The organism is Belnapia sp. F-4-1, assembly GCF_000802185.1.
Taxonomy (GTDB): domain Bacteria; phylum Pseudomonadota; class Alphaproteobacteria; order Acetobacterales; family Acetobacteraceae; genus Belnapia.
On sequence record NZ_KN676113.1, the window covers coordinates 5,137,172 to 5,159,790 of the forward strand.

Annotated in this window: 24 protein-coding genes; 10 read left to right on the top strand and 14 right to left on the bottom strand. The window is 71.0% G+C overall.

The annotated features are described in order from the left end of the window. Positions 1 to 153 precede the first annotated feature (153 nt). Positions 154 to 1,188, top strand: coding sequence for an LLM class flavin-dependent oxidoreductase (locus LH62_RS24210; protein WP_043364668.1), 1,035 nt, complete (start codon positions 154 to 156; stop codon positions 1,186 to 1,188). A gap of 7 nt (positions 1,189 to 1,195) precedes the next feature. Here LH62_RS24210 and LH62_RS32170 read toward each other — a convergent pair whose 3' ends face one another. The 6 genes from LH62_RS32170 to LH62_RS24240 are packed head-to-tail and all read right to left on the bottom strand — an operon-like array spanning position 1,196 to position 6,222. Then, positions 1,196 to 1,543 (bottom strand): hypothetical protein, encoded by a 348-nt coding sequence (locus LH62_RS32170; protein WP_043364669.1) that lies wholly within the window; start codon positions 1,541 to 1,543, stop codon positions 1,196 to 1,198. A gap of 21 nt (positions 1,544 to 1,564) precedes the next feature. Next, on the bottom strand, positions 1,565 to 1,909 hold the full coding sequence (locus tag LH62_RS24220; protein ID WP_201445577.1) for a hypothetical protein: 345 nt from the start codon (positions 1,907 to 1,909) through the stop codon (positions 1,565 to 1,567). Between the two features lie 45 nt (positions 1,910 to 1,954). Continuing rightward, positions 1,955 to 2,386, bottom strand: a complete 432-nt coding sequence (locus tag LH62_RS24225; RefSeq protein ID WP_043364670.1) for an NfeD family protein — start codon at positions 2,384 to 2,386, stop codon at positions 1,955 to 1,957. Beyond that, positions 2,371 to 3,327: an SPFH domain-containing protein gene (locus LH62_RS24230; RefSeq protein ID WP_043364671.1), complete on the bottom strand. Its 957-nt coding sequence runs from the start codon at positions 3,325 to 3,327 to the stop codon at positions 2,371 to 2,373. The genes LH62_RS24225 and LH62_RS24230 overlap by 16 nt, the downstream gene beginning before the upstream one ends. A 28-nt stretch (positions 3,328 to 3,355) precedes the next feature. After that, positions 3,356 to 5,353, bottom strand: a complete 1,998-nt coding sequence (locus LH62_RS24235; protein ID WP_043364672.1) for a DNA/RNA helicase domain-containing protein — start codon at positions 5,351 to 5,353, stop codon at positions 3,356 to 3,358. Beyond that, positions 5,350 to 6,222: a DMT family transporter gene (locus LH62_RS24240; protein ID WP_043366519.1), complete on the bottom strand. Its 873-nt coding sequence runs from the start codon at positions 6,220 to 6,222 to the stop codon at positions 5,350 to 5,352. The genes LH62_RS24235 and LH62_RS24240 overlap by 4 nt, the downstream gene beginning before the upstream one ends. A gap of 117 nt (positions 6,223 to 6,339) precedes the next feature. On the opposite strand from LH62_RS24240, the gene LH62_RS24245 reads away from it, so the two are divergent. Next, positions 6,340 to 7,929 (top strand): ABC transporter substrate-binding protein, encoded by a 1,590-nt coding sequence (locus LH62_RS24245; protein ID WP_043364673.1) that lies wholly within the window; start codon positions 6,340 to 6,342, stop codon positions 7,927 to 7,929. Here LH62_RS24245 and LH62_RS24250 read toward each other — a convergent pair whose 3' ends face one another. The 5 genes from LH62_RS24250 to LH62_RS24270 form a co-directional block, all read right to left on the bottom strand. After that, positions 7,930 to 9,183 carry a PepSY domain-containing protein gene (locus LH62_RS24250; RefSeq protein ID WP_043364674.1) on the bottom strand — a complete coding sequence of 418 codons (1,254 nt, stop codon included), beginning with the start codon at positions 9,181 to 9,183 and terminating at the stop codon, positions 7,930 to 7,932. A 211-nt stretch (positions 9,184 to 9,394) separates the two neighbouring features. Then, positions 9,395 to 10,555 (bottom strand): GNAT family N-acetyltransferase, encoded by a 1,161-nt coding sequence (locus tag LH62_RS24255; protein ID WP_043366522.1) that lies wholly within the window; start codon positions 10,553 to 10,555, stop codon positions 9,395 to 9,397. A 49-nt stretch (positions 10,556 to 10,604) separates the two neighbouring features. Continuing rightward, a complete protein-coding gene (locus LH62_RS24260; protein ID WP_043364675.1) occupies positions 10,605 to 11,537 on the bottom strand; it encodes a dihydrodipicolinate synthase family protein in 933 nt (310 codons plus the stop codon). A 68-nt stretch (positions 11,538 to 11,605) separates the two neighbouring features. Further along, the gene (locus tag LH62_RS24265) at positions 11,606 to 12,070 is read right to left on the bottom strand and encodes a RidA family protein (RefSeq protein ID WP_043364676.1); all 465 of its coding nucleotides are present in this window, start codon (positions 12,068 to 12,070) and stop codon (positions 11,606 to 11,608) included. Between the two features lie 10 nt (positions 12,071 to 12,080). Then, positions 12,081 to 13,637 (bottom strand): hypothetical protein, encoded by a 1,557-nt coding sequence (locus LH62_RS24270; RefSeq protein ID WP_052214869.1) that lies wholly within the window; start codon positions 13,635 to 13,637, stop codon positions 12,081 to 12,083. 194 nt (positions 13,638 to 13,831) lie between these two features. Here LH62_RS24270 and LH62_RS24275 point away from each other — a divergent pair, with 194 nt between their 5' ends. From LH62_RS24275 to LH62_RS24295, 5 genes are read left to right on the top strand one after another with little or no spacing between them, the layout of a single operon-like run. Continuing rightward, the gene (locus tag LH62_RS24275; protein WP_043364677.1) at positions 13,832 to 14,188 is read left to right on the top strand and encodes an NADH:ubiquinone oxidoreductase subunit NDUFA12; all 357 of its coding nucleotides are present in this window, start codon (positions 13,832 to 13,834) and stop codon (positions 14,186 to 14,188) included. Between the two features lie 3 nt (positions 14,189 to 14,191). Continuing rightward, on the top strand, positions 14,192 to 14,713 hold the full coding sequence (gene mlaD / locus LH62_RS24280; RefSeq protein WP_043364678.1) for an outer membrane lipid asymmetry maintenance protein MlaD: 522 nt from the start codon (positions 14,192 to 14,194) through the stop codon (positions 14,711 to 14,713). Beyond that, complete coding sequence (locus tag LH62_RS30575) at positions 14,710 to 14,928, top strand: hypothetical protein (protein WP_043364679.1); 219 nt, start codon at positions 14,710 to 14,712, stop codon at positions 14,926 to 14,928. Before mlaD ends, LH62_RS30575 begins: the two co-directional genes overlap by 4 nt. Further along, positions 14,925 to 15,287, top strand: a complete 363-nt coding sequence (locus tag LH62_RS24290) for a DUF2155 domain-containing protein (protein WP_043364680.1) — start codon at positions 14,925 to 14,927, stop codon at positions 15,285 to 15,287. The genes LH62_RS30575 and LH62_RS24290 overlap by 4 nt, the downstream gene beginning before the upstream one ends. After that, complete coding sequence (locus LH62_RS24295) at positions 15,278 to 16,246, top strand: MBL fold metallo-hydrolase (protein ID WP_043364681.1); 969 nt, start codon at positions 15,278 to 15,280, stop codon at positions 16,244 to 16,246. The genes LH62_RS24290 and LH62_RS24295 overlap by 10 nt, the downstream gene beginning before the upstream one ends. A gap of 377 nt (positions 16,247 to 16,623) precedes the next feature. Here LH62_RS24295 and LH62_RS29560 read toward each other — a convergent pair whose 3' ends face one another. After that, on the bottom strand, positions 16,624 to 17,484 hold the full coding sequence (locus tag LH62_RS29560) for an ATP-grasp fold amidoligase family protein (RefSeq protein ID WP_160299882.1): 861 nt from the start codon (positions 17,482 to 17,484) through the stop codon (positions 16,624 to 16,626). 447 nt (positions 17,485 to 17,931) lie between these two features. Continuing rightward, complete coding sequence (locus tag LH62_RS24305) at positions 17,932 to 19,212, bottom strand: M20 family metallo-hydrolase (protein ID WP_043364683.1); 1,281 nt, start codon at positions 19,210 to 19,212, stop codon at positions 17,932 to 17,934. A 97-nt stretch (positions 19,213 to 19,309) separates the two neighbouring features. Here LH62_RS24305 and uraH point away from each other — a divergent pair, with 97 nt between their 5' ends. From uraH to wrbA, 3 genes are read left to right on the top strand one after another with little or no spacing between them, the layout of a single operon-like run. Beyond that, positions 19,310 to 19,657 (top strand): hydroxyisourate hydrolase, encoded by a 348-nt coding sequence (gene uraH / locus LH62_RS24310; RefSeq protein WP_043364684.1) that lies wholly within the window; start codon positions 19,310 to 19,312, stop codon positions 19,655 to 19,657. Between the two features lie 32 nt (positions 19,658 to 19,689). Then, positions 19,690 to 20,097 carry an ankyrin repeat domain-containing protein gene (locus LH62_RS24315; protein WP_052214870.1) on the top strand — a complete coding sequence of 136 codons (408 nt, stop codon included), beginning with the start codon at positions 19,690 to 19,692 and terminating at the stop codon, positions 20,095 to 20,097. Between the two features lie 58 nt (positions 20,098 to 20,155). Beyond that, entirely contained in the window at positions 20,156 to 20,755 is a 600-nt protein-coding gene (gene wrbA, locus LH62_RS24320) for an NAD(P)H:quinone oxidoreductase (RefSeq protein WP_043364685.1), read from the top strand. Positions 20,756 to 20,806: 51 nt separating this feature from the next. Here wrbA and LH62_RS32550 read toward each other — a convergent pair whose 3' ends face one another. Continuing rightward, entirely contained in the window at positions 20,807 to 22,504 is a 1,698-nt protein-coding gene (locus LH62_RS32550; protein ID WP_052214871.1) for a methyl-accepting chemotaxis protein, read from the bottom strand. Positions 22,505 to 22,619 lie beyond the last annotated feature (115 nt).

The window sequence follows — 22,619 nt, forward strand, 5'->3', positions numbered from 1 at the left end:
CCAGGCATACCGCCTGGTGCATCGCCCATGCGGTGCGGCTGCCGCACCGGGACCGGGACCGGGACTTCGACACCCTCGCCGAGCATCGCGGCCTGCCGGCCCAGCCCGTCTGGACCCCTTCCGCCGACGGGCGATGGGGGCCAGATTTCCTCCATGACCCTGCGCCTCGCCATCCTCGACCAATCGACCATTGCCTCCGGCCGCGGCGCCGATGCGGCGATCCGCGAGACGCTGGCCCTCGCCCGGCTGGCCGACGACTGGGGCTATGGCCGCTACTGGCTGGCCGAGCATCACAACAGCCAGTCCCATGCCGGCTCGGCGCCGGAGATGCTGGTCGCCGCCATCGCGGCCACCACCCACCGCATCCGGGTCGGCACGGCGGGGGTGATGCTGCCGCACTACTCGGCGCTGAAGGTCGCCGAGCAGTTCAAGGTGGCGGAGGCGATCGCGCCGGGGCGGATCGATCTCGGCCTTGGCCGGGCGCCGGGGAGCGATGGGCGGACGGCTTACGCCCTCAATCCGCAGGCCAATGAGGCGGCGGACCGCTTCCCGAACCAGGTGATGGACGTGCTCGGCTGGCTTGGCGACGGGTTGCCGGAAGGGCACCCGTTCCGCGCCGTCGCGGCCAACCCGCAGGTGCCGACGCGGCCGGAGGTGTGGATTCTCGGCTCCAGCGACTACGGGGCGCAGCTCGCGGCCTATCTGGGGCTGCCCTACTGCTTCGCGCATTTCATCTCGGATCGCGGGTCGGAGGGGGTGACGGCGCTCTACCGCGAGGGCTTCCGGCCGCAGCCGGGGCGACTCGGTGCGCCGCATTGCGCGCTCGGCGTCTTCGCCCTCACCGCGGATACGGAGGCGGAGGCCTGGCGGCTCTACAAGTCGCGCGAGCTCTGGCGGCTGTTCCGCGACACTGGCCGCTTCCCGCCGCTGCCGAGCGTCGAGGAGGCGGAGGCCTATCCGTACAGCGAGGCGGAGCGGACGCATCTCGACCGCATCCGCGCCAAGGCGATCGTCGGCGCGCCGGAGCAGGTGAAGGCGAAGCTGGAGGCGCTGGCTGCGGCGCATGGCGCGCAGGAGGTGGCGGTGCTCAGCCCCTGCCACGACCCGGCGGCGCGGCAGCGGAGCTATCGCCTGCTCGCCGACGCCTTCGGGCTGAAGCCCGCCGCGGCCCCGCTCGCCGCCGGATAGGCCTGGGTCAACCGGGTGGGAAATCCAGGCTGCGGCTGTGGTGCCGGCGGCGATGCGGCCGGCGGTGGCGCCACCAGTCGAGCCCCGGCCCGATCGCCAGCAGCGGTGTCGTCGCCAGCATGGCCAGGGCGAAGCCGGCCGCCCAGAGCCTCGCCCCGAGCACGAAGCAAAGCGCCGAAAGCCCGGCCAGCCCGCCCACGGCGAAGCCGGTCAGCATCACCCAACCCAGGATCAGCCGGTGCCGCGGGCCAAGCCATTCCGGCGCCTCGCCCCTATCGGTGCGGGGGGTGCCGTCGCGCCCGACCTCGTAGAGGCGTGCGGGGTCGATGCGGAAGGGAAGCCGCTCGTCCGCCATCGATGCGGAGACGGAAATGGCTCAGCGCCGGATGACGACGAAGCGCACAGGCCCCGATCCGCCCCCCGGCGCGCCGGCCCGGCGCGCGCGCCGCACCCGCCACCAGAGCGAGACGAAGGCGACCAGCCCCGCGCCGATCACCACCGGCAGCAGCAGCCCGACGAAGACCACGGCCAGCGCCACCAGCAGCAACCCGCCGGTGGCGAGCGTCACCAGCAGGGCCAGCCCGCCGACACGGCCCAGCGCCCGGTCCAGCCAGGTTCGGCGCGGCGGGAGCGGGTCCCGGAACTCCCCTTCGGGCGTCATGTCGAGCACGGGCGGGGATGGGTCCCGGCCAGGCGGGCCGGGGCGCCGAAAAGCGTCCATGGGGGAGATGTTGCCGCAACCCCGGCCCGGTTCAAGCCCGTCCCGCTATTCCGGCCGCACGATCAGCGTGGTGCCCTCCACCGCCTCGACCCGGACGCGCAGCGGCCGCTCCGGCGCGCGGATCTCGAGCGGCAGCCGCGCCTGCCATTCCGAATCGCCGATGCGGACGCGAAGCCCCGGACCTTCCGCCTCACCAAGCGGCAGGAGCATGCCGCTCCGCCCGACCAGGCCGGAGCTGGGCGTGTTCAGCGCTGGCGGCGGGGCGGCGCGGCGGAGCCGCAGCGAGAGCCAGATGCCGGCCCCGAGCAGCAGCAGGAAGACCGTCACCACCATCCCGAAGGAGAGCACGGCCAGCAGCTGCAGGACGCCGGTGCCGAGAGCGGCGAGGCCGATCCAAACAAGGAAAACGCCGGGAATCGCCAGCTCCGCCAGCAGCAGCAGCAGCCCGGCGAGGATCCAGATCAGCCCCGGTTCCACGGGCCGCTCCCCACCGGTGCCGGCCCGGAGGCGGGCGGGTTCTGCCGCAGCAACTCCATCGCCTGGGTGATGCCGCCGGCCATCGCCGAGGCCTCCATCGGCACCACCACCAGCTTGCTGGCGGGGTTGGCGGCCAGCGCCTCGAAGGCCTTCACGTACTTGTCGGCGATGAAGTAGCGCAGCGCATCACCGCCCGCCCCGGCCGCTGCGGCGGCGACCATCTCGGTGGCGCGAGCCTCGGCCTCGGCGAGGCGTTCGCGCGCCTCGGCATCGCGCAACGCGGCCTGCTGCCGGCCCTCGGCCTGGAGGACGAGGGCCTGCTTCTCGCCCTCGGCGCGCTGGATGGCCGCCGCCCGGTCGCCCTCGGCCTTCATCACCGTGGCGCGGCGCTCGCGCTCGGCAGTCATCTGCAGGTTCATGGCGCGGACCAGGTTCTCCGGCGGCTCCACCTTGCGCAGCTCGACGCGGCTGACCTTCACGCCCCAGGGGTCGGTCGCGCCGTCGAGGATGGCGAGCAGGGAGGAGTTGATGCGCTCGCGCGAGGAGAGGGTGGCGTCGAGGTCCATCTCGCCGATGACGGCGCGGATATTGGTCATCGCCAGGGCATTCAACGCCTGCTGCAGGTTCTGCACCTGGTAGGCGGCCTTGGCCGGGTCCATCACGCGGTAATAGACGATGCCGTCCACCACGACGGTCGCGTTGTCCTTGGTGATGACCGACTGCTCGGGGATGTCGAGCACCACCTCCTGCACGTTCAGCTTGTGGCCGACCGCGTCGATGAAGGGGATGAGGAAGTTGAGCCCCGGCTGCAGCAGCCGGGTGAAGGCGCCGAAGCGCTCCACCGTCCAGACCTGGCCCTGCGGGACGGTGCGGATGCCGCGGGCGGCGGTGACGATGGCGAGCAGCAGGAGGACGATGAGGACGATCGTGGTGCCGGTCATCCGGGAGCTCCGAAGGGGGGAGCGGCCATCATAGCAGCGATGGCGCCGGGCGGGGCGGGGCCGGAAGTGGCAGCGGGCGGGCACCGCAGGCCAGGAGGTAGGCGGCGATGGCGTCCATCTCGGCGGCGGGGCGGGTGCGGTCGTGGAAGGGGTCGCCGATAGGGGAACCAGGTGGAACCCAGATGACGGTCTCGTAGCGGGCGCGGGTGAGCAGGACGCGGTAGGTGTTGCGAATGAAGAGGCGCTCCTCCGCGCCGCGCACGCGCTGCCAGCCAGCGCCGACGAAGCGACGCGGCCCCCAGCCGGACTCGCCGCGGATGAAGTCGCCGCCCCAGGCGAGGCCGACGGCATCCAGCTCGAGCCCCTGGCAATCATACTCCGTGGCGAAGGTCTCCAGCGCCTCGGAGCCGCGGATGTCCGGCCAGTGGTTCAGGAACCAGTCGGCCACATCCGCCACCTGGACGCCGAGCCCTTCCGCCCGCAGCCGCTTGGCGCCGGCCGAGGCGACCAGTCCCGCCCGGCGCAGCCCGCGGCAGAAGGTCCGCAAGGCGACCCGGGCCGCGTCGAGGTCGCGGGTGACATAGAAGGGCACGCCACCCGCTTCCGCTGCGATGCGCCAGGCAAGGTCAGATTCGTCCCGCAGCACAGCATCGACCCAGGGCGCGCCCGCGGCATCGCGCACGCTTCGCATCGGCACGGCAAGGTCGAGGTTGTCATCGATGGCGAGCCAGTCCGGCTGCCCCTCGGCGAGACGCTGCGCCGGCTCCGCTGCCTCCAGCACGCGTCGGGCGGCGACCGCGCGCCAGCGTGAATCGGCGGCGATCACCCGGCCCCACTCGGCCAGCCCGGCCTCGCCGGTGTTGATCTCCTGGCCGTTGCCGATCAGCGCCACGATCACCGACCAGTCGTGGTGGCGGCCCATGATCTCCAGTGCATGCGCCGGCTCGCTCATCGTGAGGCGGCTGGTGCGCCGCTGCGTGTCGCGCGTTGCCTGCCTGGCATCCCAGGCGCGCTGCGCTTCGTCGAAGACGATGACGTGTTCGGGCGCCTCATGCGCGCGGTTGGTCACATGCTCATCGAGGAAGCGGTGGACGTTCTGCAACACGCGGCTGGCCTCGGCATGGGCCCGGCCGCGCGCCTTGCCGCCCATGGGCGCCGCATTCCGCGCCAGCGCCTCGCGCAGCACGCTCACCAACGGGACGTTGCCGGTGAGGAAGGCGGCGCCGTGCTCGCGCAGGGCGCCGAAGACGACGTTGAGGCCGCACAAAGTCTTGCCCGCCCCGGGGATGCCGGTGACGAAGACGACGCTGTGGGCCTTGTTCCGCCGGGCCGCCTCGATCGCCTGGCCGATCGCTGCCGTGGTGCGGGTGAGGTTCGGCGCATCCGCCCTCGCCTCAGCCAGTTCCGCGACCGAGTGGCGACGATAGAGCAGGGTCGCGGCTTCCAGCACCGTCGGCACCGGGCGATAGGGCGCCATCTCCCAGGCCGCGGGGCTGAGCGGCCGGGCCGGCGGGCCAATCGCCGCCAGTGCCTCGCGCAGCAACGGCCCGAGCGTCGCGCGGCTGGCCAGCAGCACCGGCGCCACGCCATGCCAGATCAGCGGCATCGCCTGCCGCGGCGGCAATGCCTCCGTCGCTACCAGTATCGGCAGGATCGGGTGGCTCCGGCTGCCGGCATGAAAGTCGTGCAGGTCAAGCGCATAATCCTCCGCCTGGCGCAGGTCGGCGGCAGCGTAGCTTCGGGCGCCATGCTTGAACTCGACGGAGACGACGGCCCGGTCGGTCAGCAATACCGCATCGGCCCGCTTCTCGAGCCGCATCAGGTCGAACTCGAAGAGGATGCGCCAATCCGGGCCGCCATCCGCCAGCGCTTCGCCAAGGATCTGCGCCGCCGCCTCCCAAGCATGGCGCTGCGCCAGTTCCAGCGTGGCGAAGCGTCCGGCCTGGGCATAGGCGAGCCGTCGCGCTACCTCCTCGGGCGACAGTGTCCGGAACTCGCCGAGCGAGAGCGACAGCCAGGCCCTCATGCCCGACCTCTCGGCCAGGTCGCTAGCAGCAGGCTCGCTCCCATCAGGACGAAGCCGAGCCCGTGCACGGCGGTGAACGCCTCTCCCAGCACCGCCACCGCCACCAGCGAGGAGCTGGCCGGCAGGAAGGCGGTGAAGATTCCCGCCACCCCCGCCGGCACGCGCCTGAGGCCGGCATACCAGAGCAGCAGGCAGATCACGCTCGCCGTCAGGCTGTGGAAGACCAGCAGGCCGGCGAGGCGAGGCTCGGCCAGCGCGGCGAGCGCGCCGATCCCCGGCAGGGAGAGCGGCAGCAGCAGCGCCGCGCTGAAGGCCTGCATCCAGAGGCTCGCCGTCACCACCGGCACGGAGCCGGCGATGCGCTTGGCGAGCAGCACATAGGCCGCCTCCCCCAGCACCCCGCCGAAGACCAGCAGGTTGCCGAGCGCATGGCCAGCCCCACCGCCGCCGAGCCGGGCCAGGGTGATGGCCGCCATGCCGCCCGCAGCCAGCCCTGCCGCGGCCCATTGCCGGGGCGAGAGGCGCTCGCGCAGCCAGAACGCGCTGCCGAGCGCCACCACGGCCGGCAAGGTTGCCAGGACGAGGCCGCCTTCCAGCGCCGTGGTCAGCCGCAGGCCGGCCAACAGCCCGGCATTGTAAAGCGCGGTGCCGAAGAGGGCCTGGAGGGCGAGGTTGCGCAGCGCGGCCGGGCCGACCCGGACGCGCCCTTCCATCGCCCGCGCCAGCGGCCAGAGCACCAGGCAGGCGAGCAGACAGCGGAGGCAGGCGATCATCGGGATCGGCAGCGCCGCGGCCAGCAGCTTGGCGACGCCGACATTGGCGCCGACCAGCGCCATCGCGCCGGCCAGCTGGGCATAGGCAAGCAGCACCGGCGGCAATCCCCCTTCCCTTCCGGCTCATAGCATGGTGCTTGCGCACCGCATCGGGGGGTGCTTGCCTCCGCGCCGGAGACGCCGGTCCCCCATCCGCGCCGGGAGAGACCGCTTATGCTGAGACGCACCCTGCTCACAGGGGCCGCCGCCACCGCTGCCGCCGGGCTGGCCGGCCCCGCGCTGGCGCAGCCCAGCGCCGCCCGCGTGCTGCGCTTCGTGCCGCAATCCGACCTGACCGTGCTCGACCCGGTCTTCACCACCGCCTACATCACCCGCCACCATTCGATGATGGTCTACGACCAGCTCTACGGCCTCGACAGCAAGCTGCGGCCGCAGCCGCAGATGGTCGAGGGCCATGTGGCGGAGCAGGGCGGGCTGCTTTGGCGCTTCACCCTGCGCGAGGGCCTGCGCTTCCATGATGGCGAGCCGGTGCGCGGGCGGGACTGCATCGCCTCCATTAAGCGCTGGGCGCAGCGGGATGCGCTCGGCCAGGCGCTGATGGCCCGCGTCGCGGAGATGGCGGCGCCGGAGGACCGGGTCTTCACCATCCGCCTCAACAAGCCCTTCGGCCCGATGCTGGAGACGCTGGCGAAGGTCGGCCCCTCCGCCCTCTTCGTCATGCCGGAGCGCATCGCCAGCGTCGATGCCAACACCCAGATACGCGAGGTGATCGGCTCCGGCCCCTTCCGCTTCAAGGCGGATGAGCGCGTCGTCGGCGCCCGCGTCGTCTACGAGCGCAACCCGGACTACAAGCCGCGCGAGGGCGGCACGGCGGACTGGGCCGCGGGGCCGAAGCAGGTCTTCTTCGACCGCGTCGAATGGGCGGTGATGCCGGACCCGGCGACGGCGGCCGCCGCCCTGCAGAACGGCGAGGTGGACTGGTGGGAGAACCCACCGAACGACCTGCTGCCGGTGCTCCGCCGCGTGCGGGACGTGATGATGAAGACTGGCAATCCGCTCGGCACCTTCGGCACCGGCATCTTCAACACGCTGCACCCGCCCTTCGACAAGCCGGCGGTGCGCCGCGCCGTGCTCCGCGCCTTGTCCCAGGCCGACTACATGACGGCGACGGCGGGGGCCGACCCCTCGCTGTGGAAGGCGGGCGTCGGCGTCTTCACCCCCGGCACGCCGCTGGCGAACGAGGCGGGGCTGGAGGCGGTCACCGGGCCGCGCGACATCGAGCGCTCCCGCCGGGAGCTGCGCGAGGCCGGCTACAACGGCGAGACGGTGGTGCTGATGAGCCCCACCGACCAGCCGGCGCTGACCGCGCTCGGCGAGGTCGGGCAGGACCTGCTGAAGCGCCTCGGCATGAAGGTGGATTTCCGCGTCTCGGACTGGGGTACGCTGGTGCAGCGCCGCTCCAGCAAGGAGCCGCCGGAGCGGGGCGGGTGGAGCATGTTCCACACCACCTGGAACGGGATCGATGGCATCAGTCCCGGCGTCATGACCTATCTGCGGGCCAACGGGCAGAATGCCTGGTTCGGCTGGCCGGACGTGCCGAAGCTGGAGACGCTGCGCCTTTCCTGGTTCGACGCGCCCGACCTCGCCGCGCAGCAGAAGGTCGCCGCCGAGATCCAGCAGGTGGTGCTCGACGAGGTGCCCTACCTGCCGCTCGGCCAGTATTTCGCCTCGACTGCCTGGCGGAAGACGATCACCGAGCCGATCTCGGAAGTCGTCTCCTTCTGGGGCGTGAAGCGGGTCTGATCACTCGGCCGGCAGCGGCGCCGCCCCGGCCAGGGCGCGGCGCTGCTCCATGGCGCGGCGGGCAGCCCGCTTCCGCCACCAGATGACCACCCCCGTCACGCTCAGCACCGCCACGACCAGCCCCATCGCCGAGATGAGGATGCGCCCCGGCACGCCGAGAATGCGGCCGGAATGCACCGGGAACTGTGCCTGGACGAAGATGTCCGCGGCCGTGCCATGCCAGGGCCGGAGCTCGCCGAGGACCCGCCCGTCCTGCCCATCGAGGTGGATCGCCGCCGGCCCGACGCCGGCCGCGCCATGGTCGTCGCCCGGCTGGAAGAAGCGCACCGTGTAGACGCCGTATTGCAGGGCGTAGGAGACGGACCCCGGCGGCTCCGCCCAGCCGCGCCGCTCCGCCTCCGCCGCGCCGATCGCCACGGCCTGCTCCCGGGTCAGGCGGGGCGCGACCGGCGCATGCAGCGCGGTCGGGCTGCGCTCGGAGAAGGGCGTCGGCGACAGGGTCGAGACCTGCGACATCACCGGCAGGAAGACCTCGCGGTAGAGGTTCAGCGAGAAGGCGGTGAAGGCCAGCACCAGCAGCAGCGCCCAGGTCCAGAGGCTGAAGGCGCGATGGATGTCGAAGGTGGTGCGGTAGGCGCTGCCGCCGGTCTTCACCTTCCAGGCCGGCGCCCAGCGGGCGAGGAAGCCGCGCCCGCCCGTCGCGCGCCGTCCCGGCAGGGTCAGCAGGAGGCCGACGAAGCAGTCGAGCGTCCAGGCGATGGCGATGCCGCCCATCAGCCAGATGCCCCAGCGGTCGATCCCCCAGATCTCCGGGATGTGGAGACTGTAGTGCAGCTTGTAGAGGAAGGAGATCAAGGTCTCGCTGGTGATCGGCCAAGCCTGGCCCCATTGGCGCCGGCCCAGCTCCTCCCCCGTCGCCGGGTCGAGGAAGACCTGGTTGTAGCCCGGCTCGAACAGCCGCCCCGTCGTCGGGTCGAGCCGCGGCAGGACGAAAAGGGAGAGGGAATGGCCCGGCTCCGCCGCCAGCGGGACATGGATCGCCTCGATCCGCGGGTCGCGCGCCTCCATCTGCCGGGCGAGGTCGAGCGCGGGCAGGGCCGGCCCCGGCGCCCGTGCCTCGTTCAGGTGCGGGTTGAGCCATTCGTCGAGCTCATGGTCCCAGGAGATCACCGCTCCGGTCAAGCCGGCGACGAAGAGAAAGGCGGCGATGCAGAGGCCGACCCAACGGTGCAGCAGGGTGAGGATGCGGCGCATGGCGAAGTCCCTGGAAAGCAGTACCGACGAACGGCAGGCAGGTCCGCAGCCGGGCGAGGAAGAGCGAACCGCCGGTAGCTGGCAACGGCGACATTCTCGATGGCGGCGCGCAGCGTCGCCGGGACGGGGGAATAGCAGCCCGCCACTGAGAAGCATTCTCATCCTAACAGACGGATTACCTTACCGCAATGCAGCAACGGCGCCAGGCGGGCTACTCGCCCTCGCCATCCTTGCGGAAGGGGGAGAGGGTTGCGAGGGCCTCGATCTCCCGCAGCATGGCCGGGCGCTCGCGCTCGAGGAAGTCGCCAACGGCGCGGCGCAGTCCGGTATGGGCGATCCAGTGGCCGCTGTAGGTCGGCGTCGGCAGGTAGCCGCGCTGGATCTTGTGCTCGCCCTGGGCGCCGGCCTCGACGCGCGGGAGACCGTGCTCGATGGCGAAATCGATCGCCCGGTAGTAGCAGAGCTCGAAATGCAGGAAGGGCGCATCCACCAGGCTGCCCCAGTTCCGGCCGTAGAGTGCCTCCCGCCCCAGCAGGTTCAGCGCGCCGGCCACCGGCTCGCCCTCCTGCTCGGCGACCATCAGCACCACGGCATCACCGAGCGCTTCGCCCATCAGCGGCCAGAAGCGCTGGGTGAGGTAGGCGCTGCGGCCCCATTTCTTGTCGGTGGTGCTGCGGTAGAAGCGGTGGAAGGCGCGCCAGTGCTTCGGCGTGATCTCATGGCCGCGCAGCGTCTTCAGCACGAAGCCGGAGGCCGCGGCATCGCGCCGCTCGCGCCGGATCGCCTTCCGCTTGCGCGACGAAAGGGCGCCGAGGAAATCCTCGAAGCTGGCATAGCCCTTGTTGTGCCAGTGGAACTGCGTCCCCAACCGTTGCAGCCAGCCGGCTTCGCCCAGCGCCTCCCACTCGGCGCCCTCGCAGAAGGTGACATGGGCGGAAGAGAGGCCGAGATCCTCGCAGGCCTGGGAGAGGCCCTGCGCCATGGCGGCGGGGCCGATCCCGGCCTCCGGATGGATCAGCAGGCGCGGGCCGGGGACGGGGCTGAAGGGGGCGCAGACCTGCAGCTTCGGGTAGTACTGCCCCCCTGCCCGCTCGAAGGCATCGGCCCAGCCATAGTCGAAGACGTACTCGCCCTGGCTGTGGCTCTTGGCGTAGCAGGGGGCGCAGGCCAGGAGCCGCCCCTCGGGGTCGCGCAGCGCGGCATGCTGCGGCAGCCAGCCGGTACGCGCGGTGGCGCTGCCGCTCTCTTCCAGCGCGGCGAGGAAGGCGTGGCTGACGAAGGGGTTGCCCCCGCCGGCGCAAGCATCCCACTCCGCGGCCGGCACTTCGGCGATGGCGCGGTGGAGGCTGAGGGTCAGGTTGGTGGGGGCCATTGCCCGGAGCATGTGCTGCGGCGCAGCGCGAGGGCAAGGCCCCCTCCCGCTACTTGCCCCAGCGCAATGCCATCGCGTCGCAGCGCCGGGAGAGCTCGATCAGACCGGCCCGCGTCGCCGGATGCAGCGGGGCGAGCGGCGCGCGCGGCGCATCGCAGGTGATGATGCCGCCCTCCTTCATCAGCGCCTTGGCCGCCAGCAGCCCGCACTGCCGGTTCTCGTAGTTGATGAGCGGCAGCCAGCGCTGGTAGGCCGCCGCTGCCTCGTCCCGCCGGCCGGCGAACCAGGCATCAGTGACCTGGCGGATGCCGTCCGGGTAGCCGCCGCCGGTCATGGAGCCGGTCGCGCCGGCCTCCAGGTCGGCCATGAGGGTGATGGCCTCCTCGCCGTCCCAAGGCCCTTCGATCGCCTCGCCGCCGAGGGCGATGATCTCGCGCAGCTTGTTCGCCGCGAAGGGCACCTCGATCTTGAAATAGGCGACATGCTCGATCTCCCGCGCCATGCGGGCGAGGAAAGGCGCGGAGAGCGGCGTTCCGGCGACCGGCGCGTCCTGGATCATGATCGGGATGTCGATCGCATCCGAGACGGTCTGGTAGAAGGCGTGGATCGCGGCCTCGGGGAAGCGGATGGTCGCGCCGTGATAGGGCGGCATGACCATCACCATCGCCGCCCCCGCCTCCTGCGCGCGGCGCGAGCGCTCGGCGCAGACGCGTGGCGAGGTATGCGTCGTCGTCACGATCACCGGCACGCGGCCGGCGACATGCTCGATCATCAGCGGCGTCAGCCGCTCCCGCTCCTCGTCGGCGAGGAGGAACTGCTCGGAGAAGTTGGCGAGGATGGCGAGGCCTTCGGAGCCGGCCTCGATCATGAAGTCGAGGCAGCGCTTCTGGCCCTCGATGTCGAGGGCGCCGCGCTCGTCGAAGATGGTCGGCACGACGGGGAAGACGCCCCGGTAGCGGGGCGTCGGCGTGGTCTGGCTCATGCGCGTCTCCTGCCTTTGACGGGAAAGAGGCGACGCATGGCCCGGCGCGTCAAGCCACTCGCGTCAGGTCAGGCGATCTCGAACATCCCCTCGACCTCGACGGCGGCATCGCCCGGCAGCGAGGGCACGCCGATGGTCGTGCGCGCATGCCGCCCGGCATCGCCGAAGACCTCGACGGCGAGGTCCGAGGCGCCGTTCATCACCACCGCATGCTGGGTGAAGTCCGGGCCGGCGGCGATGAAGCCGCCGAGGCGGACGACGCGCGCGACGCGGTCGAGATCGCCCACGGCGGCCCTCACCTGCGCCATCAGGTTGACGAAGCAGAGCCGGGCGGCGGCAACGGCGTCCTCCATCGAGACCCCGGCGCCGACCTTGCCGGTCACGGCGATCTTGCCGTCCTGCAGCGGGATCTGGCCGGAAACGATGACGAGGTTGCCGCTGATGTTGAAGGGCACGTAGTTGGCGATCGGCGCCGCCGGGGTCGGCAGGGCGATGCCGAGTTCGGCGAGGCGGGCCTCGATGCGTCCGGCCATGATGCTATCCTTATCCTACGAGCCTGAGGGTGCGCCGCCGCCCGCGCGGGCTGGCGGCGGCGGCCTCGCGCCCAGGCGCCGGCTGCGGCGGCAGGTCGAGCGGCAGCAGCGGCGCCTGCTGCGCGGCGGTGCCGGGCGAGTCCGGCAGGCAGTCCTCCTCGGAGGGCTGCGGCAGGTCGCGCCGGCCGAGATAGTCGAGGGCGAGGCGGCGGAAGGCCCAGTCGAGCACCGAGGTGGCGCGCGGGATGGCCGGATCGCCCTCCACCAGCCCGGCCGGGCCGAAGCGGGTATAGGCGAAGGCCTCCACATAGTCGGCCAGCGGCACGCCGGCCTGGAGGCCGAGCGAGACGGACTGGGCGAAGCCGTCCATCAGGCTGCGATAGGCCGCCCCTTCCTTGGACAGGGTGAAGGCGATCTCCAGCAGGCGGCCGGCGGCATCCTCCGCCGTCCGTAGCGCCACCTTGTGGCCGCCGACGGTGACGTGGAGCGTCGTCCCGGCATGGCGGCGGAGCATGGGCTGCGGCTTCGGCACCGGCTGGGCCGGGGCGGGCAGCGCGACGGGGGCCGGCGGGGCGGCGTGCAGGAACTGGGCGACGGCCTCCCGCATTGCGGCCCGGGCGCGGTCCGGGACCGAGGCGAGCAGAGTGCCGGCGCGGGCGGGATGGTCGCGGGTGACGATGAGGGCGGCGCGCGTCGGCACCTCGGCCACCTCGCCGGCTTCGGTCAGCACGGCGCGGGTGGAGCCGGCGGCGGGCGCTATGCCGCCCGTCTCGGCACCGAGCAGTGCCTCGACCGCGTCGGGCAGGGCGAGCGCCAGCAGGCCCTGGTGCCGGAGCCCCGGCGAGGCCGCGGCGGCATCGAGCGCGGCGCGGGCGGCGGCGGCGAGGCCAGGCACCGGCGTCTCGGCGGGCGGTGCCGGCCAAAGCAGGGCGACCGGCTCCCGCGCCCCGAGCGTCGCGGCGATACGGCCCGACTCGGCCTCGGCCGCGCCGCGGGTCAGCGCCGCAATGGCGGTGGCGGTGGCGCGTGCCTCGGGGCTGTCATAGGCGAGGCCGAGCGCGGCCAGCAGCCCGGCAAGATCGGCGAAGCCGAGTCGCAGGCGGCTGGCCTTCGCCCCGCCGAGCGCGTCGAGGGACCGGATGGCGAGGGCGCAGGCCTCGGCATAGCCCTCGAGGTCGAAACCGCCCCCGGGCTCAAGAAAGGCCGGCAGGTTGAGCACGAAGCGGGGTTCGGCCTTGCTCCCCTCGCCGCGCCAGACCTCGGCGCCCGGCGCGCCGCGCCGGGTCAGCAGCAGGCCGCGCAACCCTTCGGCGAGACGGGCGGCGCCGGCGGCATCGACGATGCCGGACTTCTGGCCGGCGCGGGTGACGCGGGCGATCCAGCCTTCGGCAAGGCGCGGCAGGGTGACCGGCCCCTGCCCCGGGGCAAGGGCGGCGAGCGCCGCGGCGGCCCCCGCATCCCAGCCGAGCGGCAGGGCGACGGCGCGCGGCGGCGCATCAGGGTCGGCCGCGGCGCGGGTCCGGCGCAGGGCGACCTCTTCCCACAGGGTTCCGGTGATCAGTGCCATGACGTGATGCTACGGCGCCTCGGGCCGGGCGGGAAGCCGTATCTGGTGCTGAGGCCACTCCAAGGACGCAACATCCTGTGGATAGCTGCGTCGGCCCGCCCGCCTTTGCGCCGCAGCAGGGCTTATGCGATTGTCCGCCCGCGATCCCGCCCCCATGTGCTGGGCCGCCATCCCCCAGGAGCTTTCCCGGCCCCATGCCTGTCCTGCTGCGCCTCCAATCCGCTCTCTTCGGCCGCAAGGTCGGGACCGACCGCTTCGGCAATGTGTATTTCGAGAGCCGTTCGAAGCAGCCCATCTACAACCGCACCCGGCGCTGGGCGATCTTCGCCAAGGGCGGCGACCCGACCGTGGTGCCGCCGGAATGGCATGCCTGGCTGCATCATACGACGGATGCGCCGATGCCCGAGGTGAAGCGCTATCCCTGGCAGAAGGAGCACCTGCCGAACCTCACCGGCACGGCGCATTCCTATCGTCCGTCCGGGCACGACTATGTCGGTGGCGCCCGCCCCACGACCACTGGCGACTACGAAGCCTGGACGCCGGGTTCGTAAGGCATGAAGGGACGCAGCCTCGCCGAGGTCGCCACCGGCGGCATCGTGCTCCTGATCGCCGCCGTCTTCCTCGCCTATGCGGTGCTGCATAGCGGCCGGGGCAGCGCCAATGCCGACGGCATGTCGCTGACCGCACGCTTCGATAAGATCGACGGCCTCTCGAACGGCGCCGACGTCCGCATCGCGGGCGTCAAGGTTGGCAGCGTGACCGACAGCCGGATCGACCCGCAAAGCTTCGGCGCGGTGCTGACCATGCGGGTGGACCGCAGCCTCCGCCTGCCGGACGACACCTCGGCCGAGATCACGTCGGAGGGGCTGCTCGGCGGCAAATATGTCTCGCTGGTGCCGGGGGGTAGCGACAAGCTCCTCGCCGATGGTGGGCGGATCACCGAGACCCAGGGCTCGGTCAGCCTGGAATCCCTGCTTGGCCGCTTCATCTTCTCGGTGACGCAGATGAACAGCCAGAACCAGCAGCAAGAGGGCGGCCAGGGCGGCGCGGCCCCCCCGCCCGCCCCGGCACGATGAGCCTCGCCCCGCCCGAGACCTGGCTGGGGGCGGATGGCAGCCCGATCTCCTGCCGGGAGAAGCTGAAGGTCCTGGCCGAGAACCATGCGGAGCTCGCTCAGGTGATGCGCGACGCCTTCGAGGATGCCGTGCTGATGGGCGTCGACGAGGCGGCGCTGCGGCGGATGTTCAACGAGATGGTCGCCGAACTCCCGAGCCCGAAGCGCAAGCCATGAGGCGCCTCGCCGCCCTTGCCTTGCTGCTGCCGGTCGCCGCCTGGGCGCAGTCGCAGGACTGGCTGCCGAAGGGGCAGGCCGAGCTGCAGCTGCTCGACAAGGTGACGGCGCGCGTCTCCGTCCTCCGGGCGCCGGTCGGGCAGGCGACGCAGTTCGGGACGCTCACCGTCAAGGTCGCCGCCTGCAATGCCCGCCCGCCAGACGAGGTGCCGGATGCCGCCGCCTTCCTCGAAGTGAGCGACAGCCGCCGGGCGGCCGGCTTCCAGGAGGTGTTCCGCGGCTGGATGTTTGCCAATGCGCCGGGCGTCAGCATGCTGGAGCACCCGGTCTATGACCTCCGGGTCCTCGATTGCAAATAGCCCCCTCCGACCATTGGGACGGCAGGCATTTCCACAATGTCCATGACCGGACGGTGAAGAGCTTCCGCGACGTCCTCCGCTGGCGGCGCGAGAGCAAGCCGGTGCCCTGGCCGCGCTGGATCGAGGATGCGCCGCAGCCCGCACCGGCGCGGCTGCCGGCGGGGCGGATCGGCGTGACCTTCATCGGGCATGCCTCCTTCCTCGTCCAGCTTGGCGGGCGCTGCGTGCTGGTCGATCCGGTCTGGTCGATGCGGGCGAGCCCCCTCGCCTTCGCCGGGCCGCGGCGGGTGCGGGCACCGGGGCAGGCGCTGGAGGCGCTGCCCGGCTGCGACCTGCTGCTGGTCAGCCATAACCACTACGACCATCTCGACCTGCCGACCTTGCGGCGGGTGCGGCAGCGCTGGGGGCCACCGGCCGTCACCGGGCTCGGGAATGCGCGGCACCTGGCGAAGGCCGGCATCCGGGGCGCCACCGAGCTGGACTGGTGGCAATCCGTTGAGGTGGCGGGGCTGCGCGTCACCTATGTGCCGGCGCAGCATTTCTCCGCCCGCACGCTGCGCGACCGCAACCGCAGCCTGTGGGGCGGCTTCGTCCTCGAGTCCGAGGAGGCCACCGTCTACTTCGCGGGCGACAGCGGCTGGTGCCCGCATTTCGCGGAGATCGCGGCGCGCTTCCCACGCATCGACCTCGCCCTGATCCCGATCGGGGCCTATGAGCCGCGCTTCTTCATGCGCACCCAGCACATGGACCCGGGCGAGGCGGTGCAGGCGCACCAGGCGCTTGGGGCGCGGCGGAGCGTGGGGATGCATTTCGGCACCTTCGCCGGGCTGACCGACGAGGCGATCGAGGGGCCGGAGGTTTGGCTCGCCGAGGCCCGTGCGGCGGCGGGGGTGGCGGCGGAGGCCTTCGGCACCCTGCCCTTCGGCGGCAGCCTCGACCTGCCCGAAGTCCGCCCGTAGCCTTTCGCCTGCCCTACGAGGAGGCGCTGGTGAGCCGGCTCGACTGCCGGACACCCCTGCCAGGTGCCAGCTTCGGCGGGCGCACTCGCTTCGTTGGGCGGCCCGGCGCGGGACGGTAGCGGCGGCAAGGACGAAGACAGCGATGGCCTGATGGATCGCCGCCAAGGCCAAGCGGGCGTCGGTGTTCATGGTGACCGCCGTCCGCTCGCCGCCTCCACCGTTGTAGCGGGGTTTGACGAACTGTGTCCCGCTTCGGCAGGTGCCAGCGATGAACCTCTGCGCAAGCTTGGGATGGTTGGGAATCGTACCTCGCTGGCGCCCGTAAGGGGGGATTTCCGTTGGGAGAACCCGCCCAGGTGTATCAGCCAGATCGTAGTTCAGCGTGAGACGATGGCCGTTGAGGAGGCGCTGCGATGGCTGGACGGCAGGGTCCAGTAGTCGCCTATCACCCGGTCTAAGCCGGCGGGGCTGAAGGGCGAACACGCGTTGCCGTCATAATGGGTGATCTCGCCGAAAAACACCCGGCCACCCACGCAGTACAGATCGACGCGCGCAAAGTCGAACTCCCCGCCGATCTGCTCCGCCAGGCGCAGGGCGTCCTGTGTTTCCGGGGGGAGTACATAGCCGAGATCGGGTTCGTGCGCCTGCCGGACCGACCACGGCTCGAGCCGTTCGTTATAGCTGTTGGCCCGATGATGGCCATGTCGCCCGATATGGACACGCAGCAGCCTGACGCGCCCATGGAAGACGTAAAATTTCAGGTCGGCTGGGATGCCGCCATCCGCGTCCAGCAACATCTCCTCAGCGAGGAGGCGCGGCGTGAGATCACGGTAGGCCCATTCCCCAGCTGTTTCATAATGATTGCGACGCAGCCAGCCATTCGCTTGGGAGACGGCGGTGGGGATGTCGAGCGCCGTGCGGTCATGGACGAGCAGATTCATGTTCCAGCCGTGGCTGCCCTTGAGCACGAAACGGCTGGGCAATTTCTCCCACTCGATGTCCTCGGCGCGGCTCCAGATGCCGAGCAGCGGCACGAGCACGTCATTTCCGACGCGATCCACGACGTAGCGGCGGGCATTGATCTTGTCCGTCGTCAGCGCCAGCAGCGGATTCCTATCGTGGAGTATCCGCCAACCAAGCTTTTCGTTGAAAGTCGCTGGTTGAGAAAGATTGGGGTCATATCCCAAAGCGGCACGCATGCGGTAGCGAAGATGTCGCTCCCGCAAAACCGCGTCCAAGGCTGGTACATACTGGGCAGCATGCCGTACTACATTCCGCAGCGGAGATGACTTTGGTTCGGCGGGATGTATGGTATCGGACATTGTCGGGTCTCTCGTAGGCTCACTTGGCTTCCTAACGTGCAGTTCACCTACGCAACACCATCGCTCACTTTGTTGTGCGACAGCATCTTTAGTAATGTGTTCGGTGGTGACGGCTGCGGGACAGAGGATGAGCCGATAACCGGCGAGACACGCAGCGTAGAAGTCGTGTTCATGATAATGAAACATGGAAACAGCCAACCGGTCCTGATCTCCAGGAATTACCCCTCCATATTTTTTTCTTACATTGATTTGCCGCTATGTATGATGGTTGCGAAAGGTATTAATCTGCAAATTCATTTCTGTTTGGCCATTTTTATTATACTATAGTAGCGTTTTATTACACTAAACCGGGTTACCTTCCCCCTACCCCTCCGCTACCTCGTGAAGCACCTGCGCCAGCACCCGGGCCCCCGCCGCCAGCTGGGCCGGCGAGGAATACTCCGCCGGGTTGTGGCTGATGCCCTTGCGGCTCGGGACGAAAATCATCCCGCTCGGGCAGAGCGGCACCATGAACTGTGCGTCGTGAAATGCGCCCGAGGGCATGCGCAGCGCGCGCAGCCCCTGCGCCGCCGCGGCGCGCGCCACCGCCTCCGTCACCTGCGGCGCGAAGTCCACCGGCAGGGCGTGGAAGCGCTCCGTCACCGTCACCTCGCAGTGCTGCACGGCGGCGCGGATGGTGGGCGCGATGGCGTCGCCCCGCTCCGTCAGCACCGTGGCCGAGGGGTGGCGGAAATCGATGGTGAAGCGCACCCGCTCCGCCACGCTGTTGGAGCTGTTGGGGTGGACCTCGATCCGCGCCACGGTGAAGCGGAGGATGTCGGTCGGGTCGTCCATCAGCGCGTTCAGCGCGGTGATGGCGCGGAGCATGTCCTGCACCGCGTCGCGCCGCATGGAGAGGGGCGCGGTGCCGGCATGGGCGCTCTCGCCGCGCAGCTCGACCAGGAACCAGCGGCTGCCCTGGATGCCGGTGACGATGCCGATGTCCTGACCCTCCGCCTCCAGCCGCGGGCCTTGCTCGATATGGGCCTCGACATAGGCGTGGGGGGCCCGGCCCTCGACCACGCCGAGGGGACGGCGGGGGAGGTCGGCCTCGAGCGCCAGTTGCTCGCGGAGGGCGTCGCCGAAGCGGATGCCCTCGCCATCCTCCACCGCGTCCCAGGTGTCGGCGGCGCTGTGGCCGGCATAGGCCATGCTGCCCATGCAGCCGGGGGCGAAGCGGCCGCCCTCCTCATTGGTCCAGGCGACCAGCTCGATCGGGCGGCGGGGGGTGATGCCGGCCTCGCGCATCGCCTGGATCGCCTCCAGCCCGGCGAGGACGCCCCAGATGCCGTCGAACCGGCCGCCCGCCGGCTGGCTGTCCATGTGGCTGCCGGTCAGCACGGGGGCGAGGCCGGGCTCGCGGCCTTCCATGCGAAGGAAGAGGTTGTTCAGCGCGTCGATGGAGGGGGTGAGACCGATCGATTCGCCCCAGGCGATGAGCAGGCGGCGGGCCTCGCGGTCCAGGGGGGAGAGGCAGGGGCGGTTGACGCCGGGGGAGCCGTCGGCGCCGGTGATGGCGCCGAGGCGGGCCATCTGCATCAGCCGATCCCATTGGCGCTGCTCGCTTACCGCGGCGACCAGGTTCGGCGCGACCGCTTCGCTCATCGTCCCATCCCTTCTCATTCGCCCGGGGACAAACCGCAGGCGGCAGGGTGGCGTCAAGCCGTGCTAGACCGCGCCCTGCAACGAAGGGGAATGGCCGATGGCGGGGTATCTCAGCACGCATGTGCTGAACACGGCGGAGGGGGTGCCGGGCGCCGGCATCGCGGTGGAGCTGTGGCGGCTGGAGCCGGTGCCGGTGCTCGTCGCGCGGACGGTGACGATGGCGGATGGGCGGAATGCCGAGGCCTTCTACCCGGAGGGGGCGGGGTTCGTCGCGGGGCTGCACGAGCTGCGCTTCGGCATCGGCGCATATTTCGCGGGGCGCGCGGCGGGCCGAAGCTTCTATGACGTGGTTCCGGTGCGGGTGCGGCTCGAGGCGAACCAGGGGCATTACCATGTTCCGCTGCTCTGCTCGCCATTCGGCTACACAACCTACCGGGGGTCCTGAGCGTTTCGCCTGCTTCGGCGAGGGAGGCAGGCATGACGGAGCGGGAGGAATTGCTCGCAGCGGTCGGCCGGGGCGATGCGGTGGCGGTCGGCGCGTTGCTCGATGCGGCGCCGGACCTGGCCGCGCCGCGCGGCGGGCGGGCGGATGACCCGGTGGCGCTGGCGGCCCGGCTCGGCCATCTCACCGTGCTGCGGCTGCTGCTGGAACGCGGCGGCCAGGGCGAGCCGGAGGGCGACCCGCGCGAGGCACCGACGGCGCTGATGCAGGCAGCCGCGGCGGGGCAGCAGGATGCCATCGCCCTTCTTCTCGAATTCGGCGCCGACCCGGCGCTGCGCGACCGCGAGGGGCGTAGCGCCGCGGATTACGCGACGGAGGCTGGCCACGCCGATCTCGCCCGGCGCCTCTACACCGATACGGAAACGGAACGCCTGATCTGGTAGCGGAACGCTCGGCCGGGTGCTGCGTAGCGCAGTCATTGCGACTGCCGGAGAGGGACCGATGGCGCGTATTCTGGTGCTCTATTATTCCATGTATGGCCATGTGGAGACCATGGCCGGGGCTGTCGCCGAAGGCGCCCGCGGTGCTGGCGCCACGGTGACGGTAAAGCGGGTGCCGGAGCTCGCGCCGCGCCCCGTGCTGGAGAAGGCCGGAGCGAAGCTCGACCAAGCGGCGCCCGAAGCCTCGCCGCAGGAGTTGGACCAATACGACGCCATCATCCTCGGCTGCCCGACCCGCTATGGACGGATGGCGGCGCAGATGGCGCAATTCTGGGACCAGACGGGCGGGCTTTGGGCACGTGGCGCGCTCATCGGCAAGGTCGCCAGCGGCTTCACCTCCACCGCCAGCCAGCATGGCGGCCAGGAAACGACCCTGATGGCGATGCACACCATGTTCCTGCATCACGGCATGGTCGTGGTGGGCCTGCCCTATTCGGCATCGGGGCTGACCCGGCTCGACGAGGTCAGCGGCGGCAGCCCCTATGGCGCGACAACCATCGCCGGCGGCAAGGGCGAGCGGCAGCTAAGTGCCAATGAGCTGGAAATGGCGAGCTTCCAGGGCCGGCATGTGGCGGGGATCACGGCCAGGCTGCTCGGCTGAACCGGCATTCCCAGCCGGATGATCGCATCCGGCCGGGCTCGGTCCTCATCCTCAGGCGGCGCGGAGCCGCCCGAGGGTTTCGCCCAGGGCGCGGCGGAGGGTTTCCGCCTGTTCGGCGAGGGTGGCCGAGGTTGCCTGCACCTGGCTGGCGGCGCCGCCGGTCTCGCCGGCTGCGGCGGTAACGCCGTCGATGGCCCCGGCGATGGCCGCGGTGCCGGCCGCCGCCTGCTGCACATTCTGGGCGATGTCCCGCGTCGCGGCGCCTTGCTCCTCCACCGCCGCGGCGATGGCCGCGGTGACCTCGTTGATGGCGCCGATGCTGTCGCGGATCACGCCGATATCGGTGGTTGCCTGACGGGTGGCAGCCTGCATCGACTGGATCTGGGCGGCGATGTTTCCGGTGGCCTGCGCCGTCTGATTGGCCAGGGCCTTCACCTCGCTCGCCACCACGGCGAAGCCCTTGCCAGCCTCGCCGGCCCGCGCCGCTTCGATCGTCGCGTTCAGCGCCAGCAGATTGGTTTGGCCGGCGATGCTGTCGATCAGCCGGGTCACCTCCCCGATCCTTGCCGCGGCCTCGTTCAGGTTGGCGACCGTCGCATCGGTGCGGTTGGCCTGGTCGGCGGCGCTGGCCGCCATGCGCGCGCTTTCAGCCACCTGCCGGCTGATCTCGGCAACCGAGGCTGCCAGTTCCTCGGTCGCGGCGGCGACGGTGTTGACGTTGCCGCTCGCTTCCTGCGTGGCGCCGCTGACCGTGCCGGCCCGCTCGCTGGTGCCGTCAGCGATGGCGACCTTGGATGTCGCGGCGGCGTTGAGCTCGGCCGCCGCCGAGGCGATGTGCTCGGTGACGCCGCCGATGCTGGTCTCAAGGCTGGAGGCGAGGCTGGCGAGGCCGGCCTTGCGCTCCTCCTCGGCCCGCTGCTTGGCGGCCTCCTGGCCAGCGCGCAGTGTCTCGGCCTGCTGCAGGCTGGTGGCGAAGCCCTGGAGGGCACGGGCCATGCTGCCGATCTCGTCGCGGCGGTCGGCATCGTCGATCGGCGTGGCGAGGTCGCCGCCGGCCAGCCGCTGCATGGCGCCTTGGAGGCGGGCGAAGGGCTGGATCACGGTGAGGCGAGCCATCCAGAGGCCGAGGCCGAGGCTGAGCAGGATGCCAGTGCCAAGGACTGTGACGGCTGTCCAGATGGTGGATTGAGCCTCGTCCCGCAGCGCCGCAGATTTCGCGGCGGCCGATGCGAGCAGGGACGCCGTCATCTCCCTGCTTTCTTCGCGCAGCTTGGTGATCTGAGTGAAAAACTCCGTCCGCAACAGGGCCATCGCCTCGGCGCCGCGCCCCGCCTGCAGCATGGCGATGCCACGCAGCCCGGTTGCGTGCAGGGCCTCGAACTCGCGCTCGATGCCGGCGAGGGTCGCGGCATGCGGCGTTCCCGCCACGGCCGCCCGCAGCGCCGCGGCACGCTCCGCGAAGGTCGACCCGATGGCCTCCAGATCCTTGGCCGACTGGGCGATGTTCACCGCCTCCGGCACTGCGAAGGCCCGCCAGAGGGCGCGGGGCATGTCGACGATCGTGACGTTGACCCGGGTGGCATGGGTTGCGCCCTGGCTTTCCCGCGCGAGCAGGCTGGCATAGGCGGCATCGAGCGTGACCAGGGAGCGGCTGACGAAAGCGCCGGCTCCCAGCGCCACCGAAGCCATCACGGCCAGGGGCAGCATGACCTTCAAGGACAGGCGGGCATGACGAAAGGCGTTCAGCATGATGGCGTCCGATGCTGCGGCCCGGGAATTCGAACCGATCGAGTTTCGTAACGCCCTTGTGATTGTCATCCGGTTAATGGCGCCTTGCTCGAAACCCGCTTGCAAAACCGGGCCG